15 protein-coding genes are annotated in these 17,414 nt (G+C 64.7%); 9 read left to right on the top strand and 6 right to left on the bottom strand.

Annotated features, from left to right (window positions below):
- Positions 1-20 precede the first annotated feature (20 nt).
- Genes C100_RS42350 through C100_RS42335 form a run of 4 tightly spaced genes read left to right on the top strand, consistent with a single transcriptional unit; the run spans position 21 to position 5,107 of the window.
- Positions 21-413: a DUF779 domain-containing protein gene (locus tag C100_RS42350; RefSeq protein ID WP_024021198.1), complete on the top strand. Its 393-nt coding sequence runs from the start codon at positions 21-23 to the stop codon at positions 411-413.
- A 3-nt stretch (positions 414-416) separates the two neighbouring features.
- Positions 417-1,709, top strand: a complete 1,293-nt coding sequence (locus C100_RS42345; RefSeq protein WP_024021197.1) for a DUF3422 domain-containing protein — start codon at positions 417-419, stop codon at positions 1,707-1,709.
- Positions 1,710-1,742: 33 nt separating this feature from the next.
- Positions 1,743-2,885 carry an FIST N-terminal domain-containing protein gene (locus C100_RS42340; protein ID WP_031310036.1) on the top strand — a complete coding sequence of 381 codons (1,143 nt, stop codon included), beginning with the start codon at positions 1,743-1,745 and terminating at the stop codon, positions 2,883-2,885.
- Positions 2,885-5,107 carry a hybrid sensor histidine kinase/response regulator gene (locus C100_RS42335; RefSeq protein ID WP_031310035.1) on the top strand — a complete coding sequence of 741 codons (2,223 nt, stop codon included), beginning with the start codon at positions 2,885-2,887 and terminating at the stop codon, positions 5,105-5,107. Before C100_RS42340 ends, C100_RS42335 begins: the two co-directional genes overlap by 1 nt.
- A gap of 17 nt (positions 5,108-5,124) precedes the next feature.
- On the opposite strand, the gene C100_RS42330 is transcribed toward C100_RS42335, so the two are convergent.
- From C100_RS42330 to C100_RS48025, 3 genes are all read right to left on the bottom strand, one after another.
- The gene (locus C100_RS42330) at positions 5,125-5,907 is read right to left on the bottom strand and encodes a response regulator (protein WP_024021194.1); all 783 of its coding nucleotides are present in this window, start codon (positions 5,905-5,907) and stop codon (positions 5,125-5,127) included.
- Positions 5,908-5,920: 13 nt separating this feature from the next.
- Entirely contained in the window at positions 5,921-7,669 is a 1,749-nt protein-coding gene (locus tag C100_RS42325; RefSeq protein ID WP_031310033.1) for a methanol/ethanol family PQQ-dependent dehydrogenase, read from the bottom strand.
- 486 nt (positions 7,670-8,155) lie between these two features.
- A complete protein-coding gene (locus C100_RS48025) occupies positions 8,156-8,572 on the bottom strand; it encodes a BLUF domain-containing protein (RefSeq protein ID WP_024021192.1) in 417 nt (138 codons plus the stop codon).
- Between the two features lie 184 nt (positions 8,573-8,756).
- Between C100_RS48025 and C100_RS42315 the strand changes: the two genes are divergently transcribed.
- Positions 8,757-9,389: a PilZ domain-containing protein gene (locus C100_RS42315; protein WP_084625485.1), complete on the top strand. Its 633-nt coding sequence runs from the start codon at positions 8,757-8,759 to the stop codon at positions 9,387-9,389.
- A 12-nt stretch (positions 9,390-9,401) separates the two neighbouring features.
- Here the strand turns inward: C100_RS42315 and C100_RS42310 are convergent, their stop codons facing one another.
- Positions 9,402-10,043 carry a response regulator transcription factor gene (locus C100_RS42310; RefSeq protein WP_024021190.1) on the bottom strand — a complete coding sequence of 214 codons (642 nt, stop codon included), beginning with the start codon at positions 10,041-10,043 and terminating at the stop codon, positions 9,402-9,404.
- Positions 10,044-10,177: 134 nt separating this feature from the next.
- Between C100_RS42310 and C100_RS42305 the strand changes: the two genes are divergently transcribed.
- Complete coding sequence (locus tag C100_RS42305) at positions 10,178-12,346, top strand: PAS domain S-box protein (protein ID WP_161633934.1); 2,169 nt, start codon at positions 10,178-10,180, stop codon at positions 12,344-12,346.
- 83 nt (positions 12,347-12,429) lie between these two features.
- Here the strand turns inward: C100_RS42305 and C100_RS42300 are convergent, their stop codons facing one another.
- Both C100_RS42300 and pedF read right to left on the bottom strand, forming a co-directional pair.
- Positions 12,430-13,287, bottom strand: coding sequence for a substrate-binding periplasmic protein (locus C100_RS42300; protein ID WP_024021188.1), 858 nt, complete (start codon positions 13,285-13,287; stop codon positions 12,430-12,432).
- A 4-nt stretch (positions 13,288-13,291) separates the two neighbouring features.
- Entirely contained in the window at positions 13,292-13,717 is a 426-nt protein-coding gene (gene pedF, locus C100_RS42295) for a cytochrome c-550 PedF (RefSeq protein WP_024021187.1), read from the bottom strand.
- A 145-nt stretch (positions 13,718-13,862) separates the two neighbouring features.
- Between pedF and C100_RS42290 the strand changes: the two genes are divergently transcribed.
- The 3 genes from C100_RS42290 to C100_RS42280 all read left to right on the top strand — a co-directional run.
- Positions 13,863-14,819 (top strand): PQQ-dependent catabolism-associated beta-propeller protein, encoded by a 957-nt coding sequence (locus C100_RS42290; protein WP_024021186.1) that lies wholly within the window; start codon positions 13,863-13,865, stop codon positions 14,817-14,819.
- 110 nt (positions 14,820-14,929) lie between these two features.
- Positions 14,930-16,324, top strand: a complete 1,395-nt coding sequence (locus tag C100_RS42285; protein ID WP_024021185.1) for a porin — start codon at positions 14,930-14,932, stop codon at positions 16,322-16,324.
- A 109-nt stretch (positions 16,325-16,433) separates the two neighbouring features.
- The coding region (locus C100_RS42280; protein WP_031310029.1) for a TonB-dependent receptor at positions 16,434-17,414 on the top strand (981 nt) is incomplete at its 3' end.

Raw genomic sequence — 17,414 nt, 5'->3', positions numbered from 1 at the left:
TAGGGGATGAAAGGACCAGTATGACCCCGCCGCCTCCCCGCATTCTGGCGACCAGCGCGGCGCAAGCCCTGATCGCTCGCCTGACCGCCAGCCATGGGCCGTTGATGTTTCACCAGTCGGGCGGCTGCTGCGATGGATCAGCGCCGATGTGCTTCCCGCGCGGCGAGTTCAAAGTCGGCGGACAGGACGTGCTGCTGGGCCATGTCGCGGGCAACGTGCCGGTCTGGATCGGCGCGGCGCAGTTCGAATATTGGCGCCATACCCAGGTGACGATCGACGTCGTGCCGGGGCGCGGCGCGGGCATGTCGCTGGAAAGCCCGGAAGGCGTACGCTTCATCGTTCGATCCCGTATATTCGATGACGCGGAAAATGCGGCGCTCGAAGCGGCCGGCGAGCCGCCGCGCGGCGCCTGAACCATGCGCTTTGCCGAACATCCGCAACGGCGGCAGGTGGTCGGCGAAATGCATCTGCGTCGCTTTCCCATACTGCCCATTCCCGCCCGGATCGTCCAGTTCGCGCGACTGGTCGCCCCCAATCAGCGGGCGGCGGAGGTCGAGATGCTGACGCGCCTGCCGGGCGGGCGGAAAGGATCGGGCCGGCATCGGGAAGCCCGATGGTCCGAACATGTGCGGCTGAGCTGGGAAGGCCATAGCGAAGCCAGCACGGTGACATTGACCATGACCATCCCCGCCGGATCGCCGCCCGGCTGGGACTGGCCGCAGGCGCTCGACTGGCAGGAAGCGCTCGCGCTCGCGGCTGCCATGCCAGGCGATGTCATCCGCGCGACCCATAGCCTGGTGGTGGCGGATGACAGGGACGCAGCAAGCCCGGTCGCGGACGCCGGTTTCAGTCCATCTCATCTTGTCACCTCCCATATGGCCGGGCCGGCGCGCATGTGGAGCGATTTTCGCGTCGATCAAGAAGGCTATGGCCGTCAGGTGATCGCCGCCAACGGGCTTGATCCAGCGGACCTAGCGCGATGCGTCCAGCGCCTTCAGGAACTGGGCAATTACCGTAACCTCGCCCTGCTGGGCCTGCCGGTCGCGCGGGCGCAATGGATCGCGCTCGACCAGATCGACGCGGCCATCGCGCAGACCGGCCGTGCGGTCGCCCGGCACCTAGCCCGCGACGACGAATTGCTGGCGTCGTTATCGGACCATAGCGCCGCCCTGCTCGCCATTGCGAGCGCGACCGATTTTCGCATGGCGGCCACCGCCGCCTATGCCCGCATCGTGCGGGATCGGCTGCGCGAGATCGCGCCAAGACCTATTGCCGGCTTTCAGTCGCTGGACGATTTCAACAGCCGGCGCTTCGACCCGGCCATCCGCACCTGTGCCGCCTTTAACGACCGGCTCGAACTGCTGAGCAGTCGCACCGCCCGCTTCACCGCGTTGCTGCGCACGCGGATCGAGACCCATATCGAGAACCAGAACAGCCGGCTGCTGGCGTCGATGGATCGCAGCGTGCGGCTGCAACTGCAATTGCAGCATCTGGTCGAGGGTCTCTCCGTCGTAGCCATCAGCTATTATGCGATTGGGCTGATCGCCTACCCGGCCAAGGCGATCGAGAAACTGGCTCCCCGCTTTTCCGCCACCCTGGCGATCGGCATGGCCGCACCCATCCTGGTCCTGATCGTCGCATATTCGCTCGGGCGGCTGCGACGACGTCTGATTTCCCAGGATGACAAGTCACTGGAGCACGGTTCATAAGACGCATAAAGAGGAGAAAACGGGGAGAGGATCATGACATTGCTGGCTTCACAGATCGGCTTCGCCTCCAGTCACATGGCAAGCCCGGCGGCGGCGATGGCGGATATAGCCGAGCAGTTGGGCCATGCGCCGCTGGCGGGGATGCTGCTATTCTGTTCCCATCGCTTCGACCGCGACGCGCTGGCCCGCGCCATCAACCGGCACAGCGAAGGCGTGGTCGCCATCGGCTGCACCAGTTCGGGCGAACTGACCGAGCGAGGCTATGACGAGGACAGCCTGACGGCGATCGGCTTTCCGAAGGACGGCTTTCATTTCGTTTCCCATTGCTTCGACGATATCGACCATTTCGACCCGGTCGCCGCGCGCGATGCCATCCGCACCCTGGCCGCCGTCGCCGCACGCGACAGCCGACCGCTGGGTGACAGGGTCAATCATGTTGCACTGTTCCTGGTTGACGGCCTGTCGCATCGGGAAGAATTGCTGACCATGACGATCCAGGATGCTCTGGGCGACATACCGCTGATCGGCGGGTCATCCGGGGACGGCCTGGCCTTTCGCGAGACATCGATCTTCGAGGGCGGGCGCTTTCATGCCCATGGCGCGGTCGTCGCGATCCTGTCGACACCGCGACCGCTGCACGTTTTCAAGGCACAGCATTATCGGCCAGGCGCCGCCAAGATGGTCGTCACGGGGGCGATTCCGCAGGACCGTGTCGTGACCGAAATCAATGCCGAACCGGCGGCCGCCGAATATCTGCGGATCGCAGGCCATGCCGGCGAGGCACTGGGGGTTGAATTCTACGCCGCCCACCCGCCCATGGTCCGGGCCGGGGGCGATTATCACGTACGATCCATCCAGAGCGCCAACGCCGACGGCAGCCTGACCTTTTATTGCGCGATCGACGAAGGGATCGTGCTGACCGTGGGCGAACCGATCGACCGGATCGCGGGCATGGACGCCCTGTTCACCGACATTGCCGGGCATCTGGGCGAGGTGGACCGCATCATCGCCTTCGATTGCGTGCTGAACCGGATCGACGCCGAACAACGGCAGATCGCGCGCGACGTGTCCGAACTCTACCGCCGCCATCGGGTGATCGGATTCAACACCTATGGCGAACAATATCATGCGCTGCACGTCAACCAGACGTTCAGCGGCTTGGCGATCGGGAAATGATGACGGAGGCTCCGGCGGACGGACCGGTCACAAGCGACGAGGTCGAGCGGCTGCGGCTGGAAGTGGCGAAGCTGCGCAAGATCAATGCCGCGCTGATCGACCGGGTCGAGCGATCCAGCGACATGGCCGGCAACGCCTTTTCGATGTTCGAGACCGCCATATCGCTGGAAGCGATGGTGCGCGACCGCACGATGCAGCTGGAGGATGCGCTGGCCCGGCTCGCCAGCGTCAACGCCGAACTGGCGGCCGCCCATGCGACGGCCGACGCCGCGCGGATACGGCTGCGCGACGCGATCGATTCGATCAACGAGGGCTTTGTCCTGTTCGATGCCGACGATCGGCTGATCCTGTATAACGAGGCCTATCTTGATTTCTGGCCGGACATTGCCGGCGAACTGCATGAAGGCATGAGCTTTGACGAAATCGCCCGGCTGGCGGCGGCGCATCACAGCCCGCGCGGTTCGCTGGTCGCGCCCGATCGCTGGGTGTCCGACCGGCTGGCGCGGCATAGCATCGCCGAAGGAGGACATGTCCAGGCGCTGGCGGACGGACGCTGGGTGCAGGTCAATGAGTTGCGCACCAGCGAAGGCGGCATCGTCGGTATCTATACCGACATCACCGAAGCCAAGGCGGAGGATGCGCGCGAGCGCGCGCGCGAACTGGCCGAGCGCAACATCGTCCTGCAGGCGACGCTCGACAATCTGTCGGAGGGCGTATGCCTGTTCGACGCCGAGCGCCGGATCGCCGCCTGGAACGAAGCGCTGCAACATCTGCTGCACCTGCCCGACAATTGGACGCAGGCGCTGGGCACCCATGGCGCCCTGGTCGGCTGGTGCCGGGAAGAGCTGGACATGGCGGACGATGGCTGTCTGGACTGGCATGAGGATGTGGGGCGCAAGGAACGACTGGTCGCGGCTGGCGGGCGCGGCTTCGAAGTGCGCAGCAATGCGCTGGAGGGCGGCGGGCAGGTGATCGGCTTTACCGATGTCACCGACATGCTGCGCGCGCAGGCCTCTCTGCGCGAGACCGCCGAGACGCTGGAACGGCGCGTCGCCGAACGCACCGGCGAATTGCAGGCCGAGGTGGCCGAACGGCGGCAAATCGAGGCCGAGCTGCTCGATGCCAAGACGGTCGCGGAAAAGGCGAACCTGTCCAAGACCCGTTTTCTGGCGGCGGCCAGCCACGACCTGCTCCAGCCGCTGAACGCCGCCCGGCTCTTCGTCGCCGCGCTCGGCGATCGGCGCCTCGCCCTGCCCACGCGCGCGCTCGTCAGCCAGACATCAACGGCGCTGGATTCGGTCGAGGATCTGCTCGAAGCACTGCTGGAAATCAGCCGGCTGGATGCCGGCGCAATCCAGCCGGAACTCTCGGACTTCCCGCTCGCCCGATTGCTCGATACGTTGCGGGTGGAGTTTGCGCCGCTGGCGCGATCTGCGGGTCTGACCTTGAGCATCGAAGCCGAGCCGCTGTGGGTCCGGTCCGACATCCGGCTGCTGCGGCGGATCCTGCAGAATTTCATCTCCAACGCGGTGCGCTACACGCAGAAAGGATCGGTCCGGTTGCAATGCGTGCCGATCGAGGGCGCGGTCCGCATCAGCGTCACCGATACAGGGCCGGGCATACCGCTTGAAAAGCAGCAGATCATCTTCGAGGAATTTCGTCGCCTCGACAGTCGTCTGGCGGGCAAGGGGCTGGGCCTGGCGATCGTGCGCCGGGCGAGCGATATGCTGCGGCATCCGGTGACGCTGGAATCGACCTTTGGCAAGGGCGCGACATTTGCGATCGACGTGCCGCTGGGGGAAGCGCTGCCGCAGGATGCGAGCGGGCCCGATGTGCCGGGCCGGGATCGCAACATGCGCGGGGTGACGGTGCTGGTGGTCGACAACGAACGTGCGATCCAGACCGGCATGGCGAGCCTGTTGGGCGGATGGGGGTGCAGCGTCGTGACCGCCGGGAGCTTTGTCGAGGCGACCGCCCAGTTCACGGACGACGCCAGCCCCGACATCATCCTGGTGGACTATCATCTGGACAATGCCGAGACAGGCGATGGCGTCATCGACCGGCTGCGCGGCCATTTCGGTGCGGCGGTGCCGTCGGTGATGATTTCGGCCGACCGGGGGGAAATACTCAAAGCCGAACTCGACGCGCGGGAGATCCCGTTGCTGAACAAGCCGGTCAAACCGGCGCAACTGCGCGCGCTGCTGCGGACGATGCTGAAATAGCGACAAGGGCGGCCGGGTCAGTCGCCGTGGAAGCCGACCCGGTTCGCCTTGATCACCGCCTGGGTGCGGCTGAGCACGCCCAGCTTCTGGAGGATGGCGGAGACATGCGCCTTGATGGTCGTCATCGAGACGCCAAGATCATGCGCGATCTGCTTGTTGAGGCGTCCGCGCACGAGATGGCTCAGCACCGTCTTCTGCTGCGGCGTCAGGCTGTCGATGCGGCGGACGATTTCCTCCTCTTCCACTGACGGCGCGGGAATGTCGCCCATCGCTTCGGGCAGATAGATTTCGCCCGCGACGATGCGGTGCAGCGCATCGACGATGCCGCTGCGCTTCAGCGATTTGGGGATGAAGCCCGCCGCGCCGGCAGCCAGCGCCTCCTGCACGATGGCGCGGTCGAACGCGCCCGACACCATGACCACGGGCAGGATGGGGAAGCGGTCGCGCAGCAGTCGCAGCCCGTCCAGCCGGCGCACGTCGGGAATGTTGAGGTCGAGCAGGATGAGATCGAAATTATCCTGTTTTTCGAGCGTGGCCACCGCCTCGTCCAGGCCGGCGGCCTCGAAAATCTCGATATTGTCGAAGCTGATGGAAATGACGCTGCGCAAACCGTCGCGCACCAGCGGGTGGTCATCGACGATCAGTACGCGCTCCATGATTGCGTCCGCGCCCATATACTGATTCATCTCCCGCTCCCGCTGCGGATGATCGGTCAAGTCACGGGCCGAGGCAAGCTGCATCGCGACGGCAGGACTGACCCGCGTCGATTGCCCATAACTGCCCCGTCCCATGACGATCATCGACCCGGCTCCCTTATCTGGCCAGCTTGAACACCCAGAGCGCGCCGCCCTGGTTGATGTCCTTGAAGCTCTTGGCGACTTCGCCGCCCCAGAGCGGCACCGCCCCGCCCCAGCCGGACATGACCGCGACATATTGTTCGCCATCCTGTTCCCAGGTGACGGGCGAACCGATGACGCCCGACCCGGTCTGGAACTTCCACAATTCCTGACCCGTCTTGGCGTCGAAGGCCTTGAGATAGCCTTCGGGCGTGCCGGTGAAGACCAGGTTGCCGCCGGTTGTCAGGACGCCGCCCCAGAGCGGCGCCTTGTTCTTATATTCCCACATGATCTTGCCGGTCTTGGGGTCCATGGCGCGCAGCGCGCCGATATGATCCTCCGCGATCGGCTTGATGGTGAAGCCCGCGCCCAGATAGGCCGCGCCCTTCTTGTAGGCGATGGGTTCGTTCCAGATGTCCATGCCCCAGTCGTTGGAAGGAACATAGAAGAGGCCGGTGTCCTTGCTGTAGGCCATCGGCATCCAGTTCTTGCCGCCCAGGAAGGATGGGGAGGCAAAAACCGGCTGGCCCTTTTCCGCGCCGGGGGCCGGCGGACGGCCCGCCTCGATATAATTGGGGCGGCCGGTCTTGGGATTGATGCCGTCGGCCCAGCTGGTCTGCATCACGAATTTGGACGCGCTGATGAACTTGCCGTTGGTGCGGTCGAGCACGTAGAAATAACCGTTGCGATCGGCCTTCGCGCCGAGCTTCATCGGCTTGCCGTTGATGGTGGCGTCGAAGGGGATGAATTCATTGACGCCGTCGAAATCCCAGCCGTCATGCGGCGTGGTCTGATAATGCCATTTGATGACGCCGGTGTCCGGATCGATCGCCAGCGTCGAGCTGGTGTAGAGATTGTCGCCGGGACGCAGATGGCTGTTCCAGGGCGCTGGATTGCCGGTGCCAAAGAAGAGCAGGTTGGTTTCCGGGTCATAGGTGCCGCCCAGCCAGGTCGCGCCGCCGCCGGTTTTCCACAGGTCGCCCTGCCAGGTCGCATTGGTCTTGCCGGTGACGCCATTATCCTTGCCCTTGAGCGTGCCCATATGGCCTTCGATCACGGGACGGCGCCAGATGAGTTCGCCGGTGTTGACGTCGCGCGCTTCCACCGCGCCGACGACGCCGAATTCGCCGCCCGAATTGCCGGTGATGACCATGCCCTTGACGATGATCGGCGCGGCGGTGGCGCTATAGCCTTCCTTGTAATCGGCGATCTGCTTGTTCCACACGACCTTGCCGGTTTCGCGGTTCAGCGCGACGACGCGGGCGTCGAGCGTCGCGAAGATGATCTTGTCGCCGTAAATGGCCGCGCCGCGGTTGACGACGTCGCAGCAGGGCATGATCGCGTCGGGCAGGCGCGCGTCATATTGCCATTTTTCCTCGCCGGTGCGGGCGTCAAAGGCGAAGAGGCGCGAATAGCTGCCGGTTACATAGATGGTGCCGTCATAGACGATCGGCTGCGCTTCCTGGCCGCGCTGCTTCTCGCCGCCCAGCGAGGCGGCGAAGGCGGGGACCAGCTTGGCGACATTGGCGGCGTCGATCTGCTTCAAGGGACTGAAGCGCTGCGCCTGCGGCCCCATGCCGTAGGTGAGCACGTCGCCGGTCGAGGCGGCGTCGTTCATCAGATCGGCGTCGGTCGGCCCATTCCCCTGAGCCAGCAGCGGCGCCCCCGCCATAACCAGCGCCAGCGCGGCGGCGCCACCAAGCGAACGCAAGATACGTCCCTTCATCATCATCCTCCCGTTTCGGGATGCCTCGCACCCCCTTTGCGGCCGTCAGCCTATGCCCGCTGGCGAAAGCGGCAATTGGACCTTGGGTCGGTCGGCGGCCTTTTTCCGCGATCGGCGCCCCAGCGACGCGCCGCCTGCAAAGTTCACACCGTTGTCGGCGTTTTGCCCGAAAAGTAACCCTATCGTACCTGCAAAGCCCCGGTGAGGCGTCAGCCACGCGCCACTCACGCGCCGCCCACGCGCCAGTGAGGCCATGGCGACGCGCCAGGAGCGCGACGGCATTTTGGGGCAGGAGCGGAAGCGCGCGGTTGGTCCATCAGTCAGGATAGACCAGAGGAAATCCTACATTGGAAGGGGTGTCGCGGGGTGGAGTTGCTTGGCCCGACGATGAGCCACGTCACCCGCTTCTGCTCTTCCACTCCATCTTTCGGGGCCGATATCCATCCGGCCGTTTCTGGCCCGCTCGAGTGCGACGCGTCGATGTCGTCAATCCCGTTCCATTCGAGCGAATTCCACCAGCAACAGCTTCAGGTCTCTGGCGCTGTCCGCAGCATTGGCGGCGGCCCGAGCAGAGATGCGTTGAAGCTCCCGCTCGACATAGGAGGCCGTTCCGGAATAGGCGAGCGACCAGCCGTCGAACATCCTTCCGCTGGCCTGCGATGCTTCGAGCGTCCAGACTTCGCGATGGCGCGCGTCCTGTTCGATGCTTTCGCGCAGGGCGCCTATGCCGGCAGCGGGCCCTTCCAGAAATTGCGCGAAGCGCCTGCCCGTCCACACGAGCGCGCCGGTGACATCAAGCGCGCTGTTGCGCAGGCGGGATATCGCCACAATAGCCTGCACAGCAGCACGGCCATCCGCCGGATCGACTGTGCAGATACTTGTATAGAGCCAGGTGGATAACATGATGATGGATCGTCCGCGATATAGTGCCCCGCGATAGCCAAATGTCCCGCTGCCGGCAAATACGTGATTCCATATGGGTCGAGCCGGCAAGGTTACCAAAATCCTAACCCGCATACCGTAGTTTCTGCGTCTCCACTCCCGCGCCCGAGCATGGCAGTGCCAAGTCGCGAGGAGGCGAGGAACAATGCACATTGACGGTTTGAACGCGGGGCCACCCGAAAAAAGGTTGAATCAACGATCGGATGCGGCTGCCGCGCCTGAACGACGCGGGACGCCACGATTGAGAACCGTTTACCGTGTCGCGCGCATTCTGGCTGCCGGGGATCAGGGCCTGGCCCGCGTCCACAACATATCGGACGGCGGCTTGATGCTGTCGACAGCGCTGATTCTAGGCCCAGGCGATCCGGTGCAGGTGGACCTGTCGGAAAGCTGCACGCTGACCGGAAAGGTCGCGTGGAGCAGCGAGGGGCGCTGCGGGATAGAGTTTGATGCGCCAATCGACAGCGCCGCAATCCTCAAACAACTATATGAGGAGCGACACGCTGTTGATTGGAGACCGCTTCGGCTCACGCACAGCATGGCGCTGCATGTTTCAAGCGCGCTGGGAAGTCAGGTCGTCATGCTGCGCGACATCTCTCAGGCTGGAATGAAAGTTGCCCATGACGGGCGCTTTACGCCCGGTCTTCCGGTCAAGCTGCTGCTAGGCCCGGATCTTGAGCGCCGCGGCGTCGTGCGCTGGACGAAAACCGGCCTTGCGGGCATCTTCCTGACCGACATCCTGAGCGTCGAGGAACTGGGATCGTTGCTCGCCATCTGAAGGCCATGTTTGTCATTCGACGGGGATGCCCGCCGCAAGGCCGATCCGCATCGCATCAGCGCGAGTTCGCACGCCCAGTCGTTCCAACATGCGAGCGCGATGCATTTCGGCCGTGCGGACACTGATGCCCAGCAGGTGCGCCGCCCGCTTCGTAGGCTCGCCTGCCATCAGGGCCTCAAGCATCTGGCGTTCGCGTGGCGACAGCCTGGCGATGAGATTCCTGCTTCGATCGCGGACCGCCTGTTGGGCGACAACGTCCTCCAAGTCGGCCGACAGGGTCGCTAATATATCCAGCAAAACGCCATCTTCGAACGGCTTTTCAACAAAATCACGCGCGCCCAGCTTCATCGCCCGCACCGCTGTCGACAAGTCGCCATGCCCGGTCACAACGACAATGGGAAAGCGCGATCGGAGATCCTGGGGCAGACGTTCCAGAAACGCCAGACCGTCCAGCTGCGGCATTCGCAAATCGAGCAAGGTGCAGCCCGCAGGCAGCGCGTCCGCCTCGTCAAGGAAGTCGGTTCCGGATACGAACGGGCGCGACAAATAGCCGGCGCTGGCCAACATGAAGGACGTGGAACAACGGACGGTAGCATCGTCGTCGATGATATAGGCGATCCGTGGCGAGGCGCCCGCCTGCGAAGGGATGTTCATGATATCGGAAATCCGTCCTGGATGCCGTGCGAGAGATCGTATCGCTCCTTAAACCCTGCCTGGGAAAGGAAGCCTTAACATCTTATAGTCGTACAATGCGGCCAGGGCGAGCAAGCGCGACGGGAGCGACGAAGGTGCTGGAGCTGAGCGCGGCGGAATATTTTGAACGGACCAGTGACTGTGTTTTTGTCATAGACCCGGACTGGACAGTCAGCTTCTGCAACGAGCGCGCCCGCCGCGAGCTGCACAGGCCAAAACTGGTCGGCAGCAATTTCTGGAACGCATTTCCCGCGGCGCGAGGGTCCGTTTTCGAGGAGCGCTACCGCCTCGCGATCAATAGCCAGCTAAGCCAGACCTTCGAAGCCTTTTATCCCGAATTGGAGGGCTGGTATGACGTCCATGCGGTGCCGGTCGGGCGTGACCTCGCCGTCTTCTTTCGCAACGTCACGGAACGCCGTGCAGCGCTGGAACGGGCCGAAGCACGGCGGAAGGCGCTCGATGCCTTGTTCGACCAGGTGTTCCTGGGGATCATGCAGTTAAACAGCGATGACCAGCCGATCATGGCGAATGAGCATCTGTGCGAAATGCTCGGGCGGTCGGCATCGGCGTTGCGGGATCTTGGTTTCGCCGATTGGGTTCATCCCGAGGATCTGGAGCTGTTGCTGGAAAGGTTGCACGACCGCCCGGTGTCAGCCGCATCGCCCGAGTTCGAAATCCGGCTGGTCCACGCCAGCGGCGAAACGCGATGGTGCTCGGTAAGGCTGTCGTTCGTGTGTGAGGCAAGAGTGCATCGATATTCGATCCTGGTGTTCAAGGACGTCACCGAACAGCGTGCTGAGCAGAATAAGGCGGCCGAGACCGCGGCCCTGCTCCACACGATCGTCGAGAGCGCTGAAGACCTGATCTTCGTAAAGGATCTTGACGGCCGGTTCGTGCTGACCAACCGACGGCTCGACCTGGCATGCCCATCTCTGCTCGGGCGCACCGTCGAGGACGCATATCCGCCAGACTTAGCGGCAGGCTGCGCTGCTGCGGATCGTTGGGTCATTCAGGAGGGCAAGGCGACAGTGACCGAGGAGCTTCTCCCCGTCAAAGGGGAGCAACGCACGTTCCACACGATCACAGTCCCCTGGCGGGTCGGGGCCGAGCTGCGCGGTGTCATCGGCATCTCACGCGACATTACGGAACGCAGGGAGGCCGAGGTGCGCGTCAGGGAACGAGAGGAGCGGTATCGGCTTGCCGCGCGTGCGACGAACGATGCGATATGGGACTGGGATCTCGGCTCGGGCGAGGTCACCTGGACGCAGGCGATCGAGCAACTGCATGGCGGGGCGCCGGCGAGCGGCATCGACTGGTGGATCGAGCATATCCATCCCGATGAGCGTGAAGATGTCGCTGCCGATATCCACCATTTCATCCGTGTCGGCGGGGAGCATTGGCAGGGAGAATATCGTTTTGCTCGCGCAGACGGGAGTTACGCGCATATCCTCGACCGCGGGTTCCTGGTCCGCAATGCGCAGGGGAAAGCCGTTCGAATGATCGGCGCGATGGCGGACATGAGCCAACGCGTGGCAGCGCAACAGCGGCTCAATCGGCTACAGGCCGATTTGATCCATGTCTCCCGGGTGAGCGCGATGGGCACCATGGCGTCCGCGCTCGCGCATGAGCTGAACCAGCCGTTGACCGGCATCGCCAATTATGTCTCCGGCGCGCGCCGCCTGTTGGAGGCGCGCGGCGCGACCGCCATCGACCAAGTCCTACCCGCGCTCGCACTCGCGGCAAAGGAAGTGGCGGGTGTCGGCGAGATGATACGGGGATTGCGTCGAATGGTGGCGCATGGGCGGATCGAGGTGCAACCGCTCACGCTTCAGCCGCTCGTGGACGACGTGCTTTCGATGGTCATCCCCAATCCTGCTTTGACCGGGATAGAAATTGTGACCGATCTCTCACGATCGGCGGTCAAGGCCGACCCCGTGCAGATCCAGCAAGTGCTGGTCAACCTCATCCGCAATGCCATCGAAGCGATGGAGGGCGCGCCGGTGCGCACGCTGCGCATTGCGTCAGCGGACGGTCTGCGGACGCAGCGCATCAGCGTGTCCGACACGGGCAGCGGCTTGTCCGACGATGTGGCCGATGGTCTTTTCTCGGCCTTTCGATCCACCAAAAGGGACGGCCTGGGCGTAGGCCTCACAATTTGCAGGACCATCATCGAGGCCCATAATGGTATGATCGGCGTGGAGGCGACCGGCTCAAGCGGAACCACCATGGTCTTTGAGCTGCCGCTGTCGAATGGTTGCCACTAGAGGGATCGGCTGGCATGTCGAGCCGCCCGCTGCATGCCTATCGCTGTTCGGCCCCGGACCGCGTTCGCAATGCGCCGTCGCCCTCAGCCCGCCGCCGGTTTTTCGTAGCGCACGCCATGGGCGTCGAAAAGGGCCTGCATCTCGCCCGAGGCGGTCATGGCGGCGATGATGTCTTCGGCTGCGTCGCCCAGGGTGCGGCTGTTCTCCTTGACCGCAAGGCCGATATCCCAGCCCGGCGAGGTGAAGGCAGGGAGCGGCATCCGGCGGCGGCGCACGTCGGTCGCGCCGCGTTCGTGCAGCACGGCTTCGATCTGGGCGCGGCTGGCGAGGACGCCGTCGGCCTCGCCGTCGATCATCGCATCCACTGCCGCAGCGCCGCTCCTATAGTGAGTGACGTCCTTCGCCAAAGCGCCGCCAAACGCGCCGATGAGGTAGAAATCGGGGATGCTGTCCAGCTCCGCCGCCAATCGCCTGCCCTTCCACTGGACCGGCGGCGCATCGCAGTCGATGTCGCCGTTGGCGCAGGCGAACTGGAATGTTTCGCGATAATAAGGGGCGACGATCGCCACCTGGTCGTTGCGCGCGGCGAAGGCCCGGTCGAAGGGGACATGCAGCATGATATCGGCCGGCATGAAGCCGAGCAGCCCGCCCTTCCACACCGCATTGCGCAAGTCATCATCGACGCTTTCGTCCGCCGTGATCTGGGCGAGATCGGCGCGCACGCCCAGCTTGCCCGCCAGCGCCTTTGCCAGGTCGACGTCGATGCCGACCAGCGTGCCGTCCTTTTCCCAGGACCAGGGACGGTTGTCACCATAGACCGCGACCCGAAGGACACCCAGATCCCTGACCTTGGCGAGCGGCGCGGCGGGGGCCAGAGCGGGCAAGGCGCCGCCCAGGGCCATCGCGCCCGCGCCGCGCAGCATGGCGCGGCGGCTGAACATCGCCTTACCCCTCATGCTTGGTTTCGAGCCAGGCGCGGATCGCCCAGCCGGCCTTTTGCCCCAGCACGTCGCCAAAGGGCGGCATATAGACCTTGCCATCATGGCTGGAGCCGTGGCGATAACGCTCCATGAACCACTGGTCGCCCGATTCGCCCAGTTCCAGATAGCGCAGGTCCGGCGCGATGCCGCCGCTTTCCGCGTCCAGCCCATGGCAGCGCGCGCAATTCTGGCCATAGGCCGACTGGCCGATCTCGATCGCCCGATCATTGCCGCTATAGGGGTTTTTTTCGAGCCAGTCCTGGCCGATTTCCGGCAGGCCGGCCGTGTCGACCGCCTGCGGCGTCACATCGCCATGCGCCATCAACTGACTGGCGGTCGCGCCACCCAATATGGCGCAAGCGCCCAGCAAGATCATGCGTCCCGACTTCATCTGTCCATCCTCACCCGGAATTTGTCCCTGTTGACGTCCAGTGTAAGCGGATGCGCGCAGGCGCCCCATTGACCTTTGGTACTATCCCGCCCCGGCAGCAGGACGACTAGACCGTTGGGAGGAGAGAATAAGGAGAGGCGTTGCGATGAAATGGATGCTGGCCTGCGGGCTGATGATCGCGCCCGCCTCCGCCTGGGCCGACACGCTCTATGTCTCCAACGAGCGCGCGAACACAGTGTCGGTGATCGACGCCGCGACGCGGACGCTGGTGACGACCTGGCCGGTAGGCGGGCGGCCACGCGGCATCACCGTGTCGAAGGACGGCCACTATATTTATCTGTGCGCCAGCACCGATCATGCGGTGCAGGTGATCGAGCGGGCGACGGGGAAGATCGTGGCCGAGCTGCCATCGGGCGAAGACCCCGAACAGTTTTTTCTATCGCGCGATGGCGGGACGCTGTTCGTCGCCAACGAGAATGACGCGGCGCTGACCGCGATCGACCTGGCCACGCGGACCGTCGCCTTTCAAGTCGCGGTCGGCGGCGAGCCGGAGGGGGTGGCGCAGAGCCCGGACGGCAAATGGGTGGTCGTCACCTCCGAAGAGGATAATGTGGTCAACTGGATCGACGTCGCGGCAAAAGCGATGGTGGACGAGACGCCGACGGACATGCGGCCGCGCCATGTGGAATTCACCGCCGACGGGAAGCAATTATGGATCGCCGCCGAGATCGGCGGGACCGTGCAGATTGCCGATCCCGCCACACGCGAGATCGTCGCGACGCTGAATTTCGCGATACCGGGCGTCGCCGCGCACCGCATCCTGCCATGCGGCATCCGCTTCACCCCCGACGGCAGGACAGCGATCGTGGCGCTGGGCCGGGCGGATCATGTCGCGCTGGTCGATGTCGCGACGCGCAAGGTCCGCGCCTATGTGCCGGTGGGCCGTCGGGTATGGCATGTCGCGGTCAGCCCCGACGGCGCCCGCGCCTATAGCGCCAATGGACTTTCGGACAATGTGTCGGTGATCGACCTAGCCAGTGCGCGCGTGATCGGCACCGTGCCGGTGGGCGCGGCGCCGTGGGGAATTGCGATCGCCCCCTGACGCGGCGCCGGACCGAAGGAACGAGAACCTAAGTCCAATTTCTCCACCCCCGCTTCCGCCGCACTGTCCCGTTCAGCCGGAAACTACCGGCGGCTCAACGGGAGGATGTTATGAAGGGGAGTTTGCGCCTGATGTGCGCCGCGGGCGCGCTTGCGCTTGCCGCCACCGCCGCGCCGGCCATGGCCGGCACCACGGCCGACCTGCTGAAGCGGCTGCATGAAAAGGGCATCCTGACCGATGAGGAATATCAGGAACTGGTGAAGGGCCAGGCCGCCGAGACGGCGCAGGCGCCCACCGCCCCGCCGGTCACGCCCGACGCATCGGGCGGCGCGGGCTTCGTGCGCATGACCGACAGCGGCATCGGTTTGCAGATGGGCGATGTGACGCTGAAATTTTCCGGGTCGGTGAACGGATTTTATGTCCATGACAATGGCGAGGCGCCCAGCGCCACCAATGCCGTGGTCGGCGGCGTGGCGACAGTCGGGGGCGACACGTCGGCGATCCGCAACGGCCTGCTGCCCGGATTCCTGAAGATCGAGGCGATGACGACGCAGGGCGGCTGGGACGTGGGCGCGCATTTCGGCATGTATCCCGGCATCAACTCGGTCAATTATGCGGCCGGGGGCGGCGCCAACAGTCCGGGCAATCCCCGTGGCCTCCAGACGGCGGGCATCGATTTCCGCCAGACCTACCTGACATTCGGCCGGGCGGGGTTCGGCGAGGTGAAGATCGGCCGCGATATCGGCCTGTTCGCATCGGAGGCGATCCTCAACGACATCACCCTGCTGTCTTCGGGCACGCCGGCGGGCAATGTCGCCCCATCCAACACGACGTTGGGGCGGATCGGGGTGGGCTATATCTACACCGATTTCCAACCGCAGATCACCTATACCACGCCCAATTTCAGCGGCTTCACCGCGAGCGTGGGCATATTCGAGCCGCTCTCCTCGCTCACCGGCCCGGCCGAGACCAACAAGCAGCCGGGGTTCCAGGCGAAATTCGTCTATGACGGCAAGCTGGGCGACGTATCGACAAGGCTGTGGCTGTCGGGCCTCACCCAGAAGCATAATGTCGATGCCGGGCCGGATTATACCGGCTGGGGCTGGGACGCGGGCGCGAAGATCGGCTTTGGTCCTGTCACCGTGGTCGGCACCTATTATGATGCGTCGGGCCTGGGGACCACGGCGCTCAACCTGTTCGACACCGATGGCCTGGGCAACAAGCGCGACAGCCATGGCTTCTACCTCCAGGGCCTGGCGACCTTCGGCAAATTTTCGGTCGGCGGCAGCTATGGCGAGAGCAATCTCGATCATGCCAATGCCGCCGATGCGCTGGCGAACCCGACGCTGGTCGACAAGAACAGCAGCTGGGTCGGGCAGCTGCGCTACGGCCTGACCAGCTGGGTCACGCTGCTGGGCGAATATGTCCACACCAAGTCGGAGGCGCATAATGGCAACGAAGCGTCGTCGGACGCGATCGCGGCGGGCGCCATCCTCTTTTTCTGACCCAAGGGACAATGTCACGGGGCGGGGGCCGCATCCTAGAAGGGATGCGGCCCTTTCCGTTTGCAATGACGGTGAAAAACCACAAATGGGGTCGCATGAGGGGAGCGCCATGAAGACGCCTATTCTTGCCATGATCCTGATCGCCAGCCCGGCCGCCGCCTGGGCCGAGGCGCCGGGCGATGCGCCGTCGATCGTCGTGACCGGCGCGGGGCTAGACCTGCCGCCGGGAACGCCGGCCTATGGATCGGTGGTGATCGCGCGCGAAAGATTGATGGACAGCGCGTCGGGCCGGATCGAAAATATACTGGGCGACATTGCCGGTTTCCAGCAGTTCCGGCGATCGGACAGCCGGTCGGCCAATCCGTCGGCGCAGGGCGTCACGTTGCGCGCGCTGGGCGGCAATGCGTCGAGCCGGACGCTGATGCTGCTGGATGGGGTGCCGCTGGCCGACCCGTTTTTCGGCTATATCCCCTTCAGCGCCCTCGCTCCCGAGCGGCTTTCGGTCGTGCGGGTGACGCGGGGCGGGGGCAGCGGCGCGTTCGGATCGGGCGCGGTCGCAGGCACGATCGAACTGGCGAGCGCGACCCGCGAGCAGTTGCCCGATTTTGCGGCGAGCGCCTTTTACGGCAGCCGCGACGCGACCGAATTGTCCGCGACGGTGACGCCCGATCTGGGCACGGGCTATGTCTCGCTATCGGGTCGCTGGGACCGGGGCGACGGCTTCTACACGACACCGCGCGACCAGCGCGTCTCGGCGAGCGTGCCAGCCGCCTATGATGGCTGGTCGACCAATATGCGCGCCGTCGCGCCGCTGACGGCCACATCGGAACTCCAGTTCCGCGCGACCCTGTTCGAGGACAAGCGCACACTGCGCTTCGCGGGCGCCGACAATATGAGCCAGGGGCAGGATGCGAGCATCCGCTATATCGCGCGCGGCGCCTGGCAGGTCGATGCGCTCGCCTATATTCAGGCGCGCAATTTTTCGAACATCGTCATTTCCTCGTCCAGTTTCCGCCGAACGCTGGACCAGCGCAACACGCCATCGACCGGCCTGGGCGGCAAGATCGAGCTGCGGCCGCCGGTCGGCCCC

The organism is Sphingobium sp. C100, assembly GCF_000508185.1.
GTDB lineage: Bacteria > Pseudomonadota > Alphaproteobacteria > Sphingomonadales > Sphingomonadaceae > Sphingobium.
The sequence above is the reverse complement of the archived record's forward strand: the minus strand, read 5'-3'. Positions and strand labels throughout refer to the sequence as shown.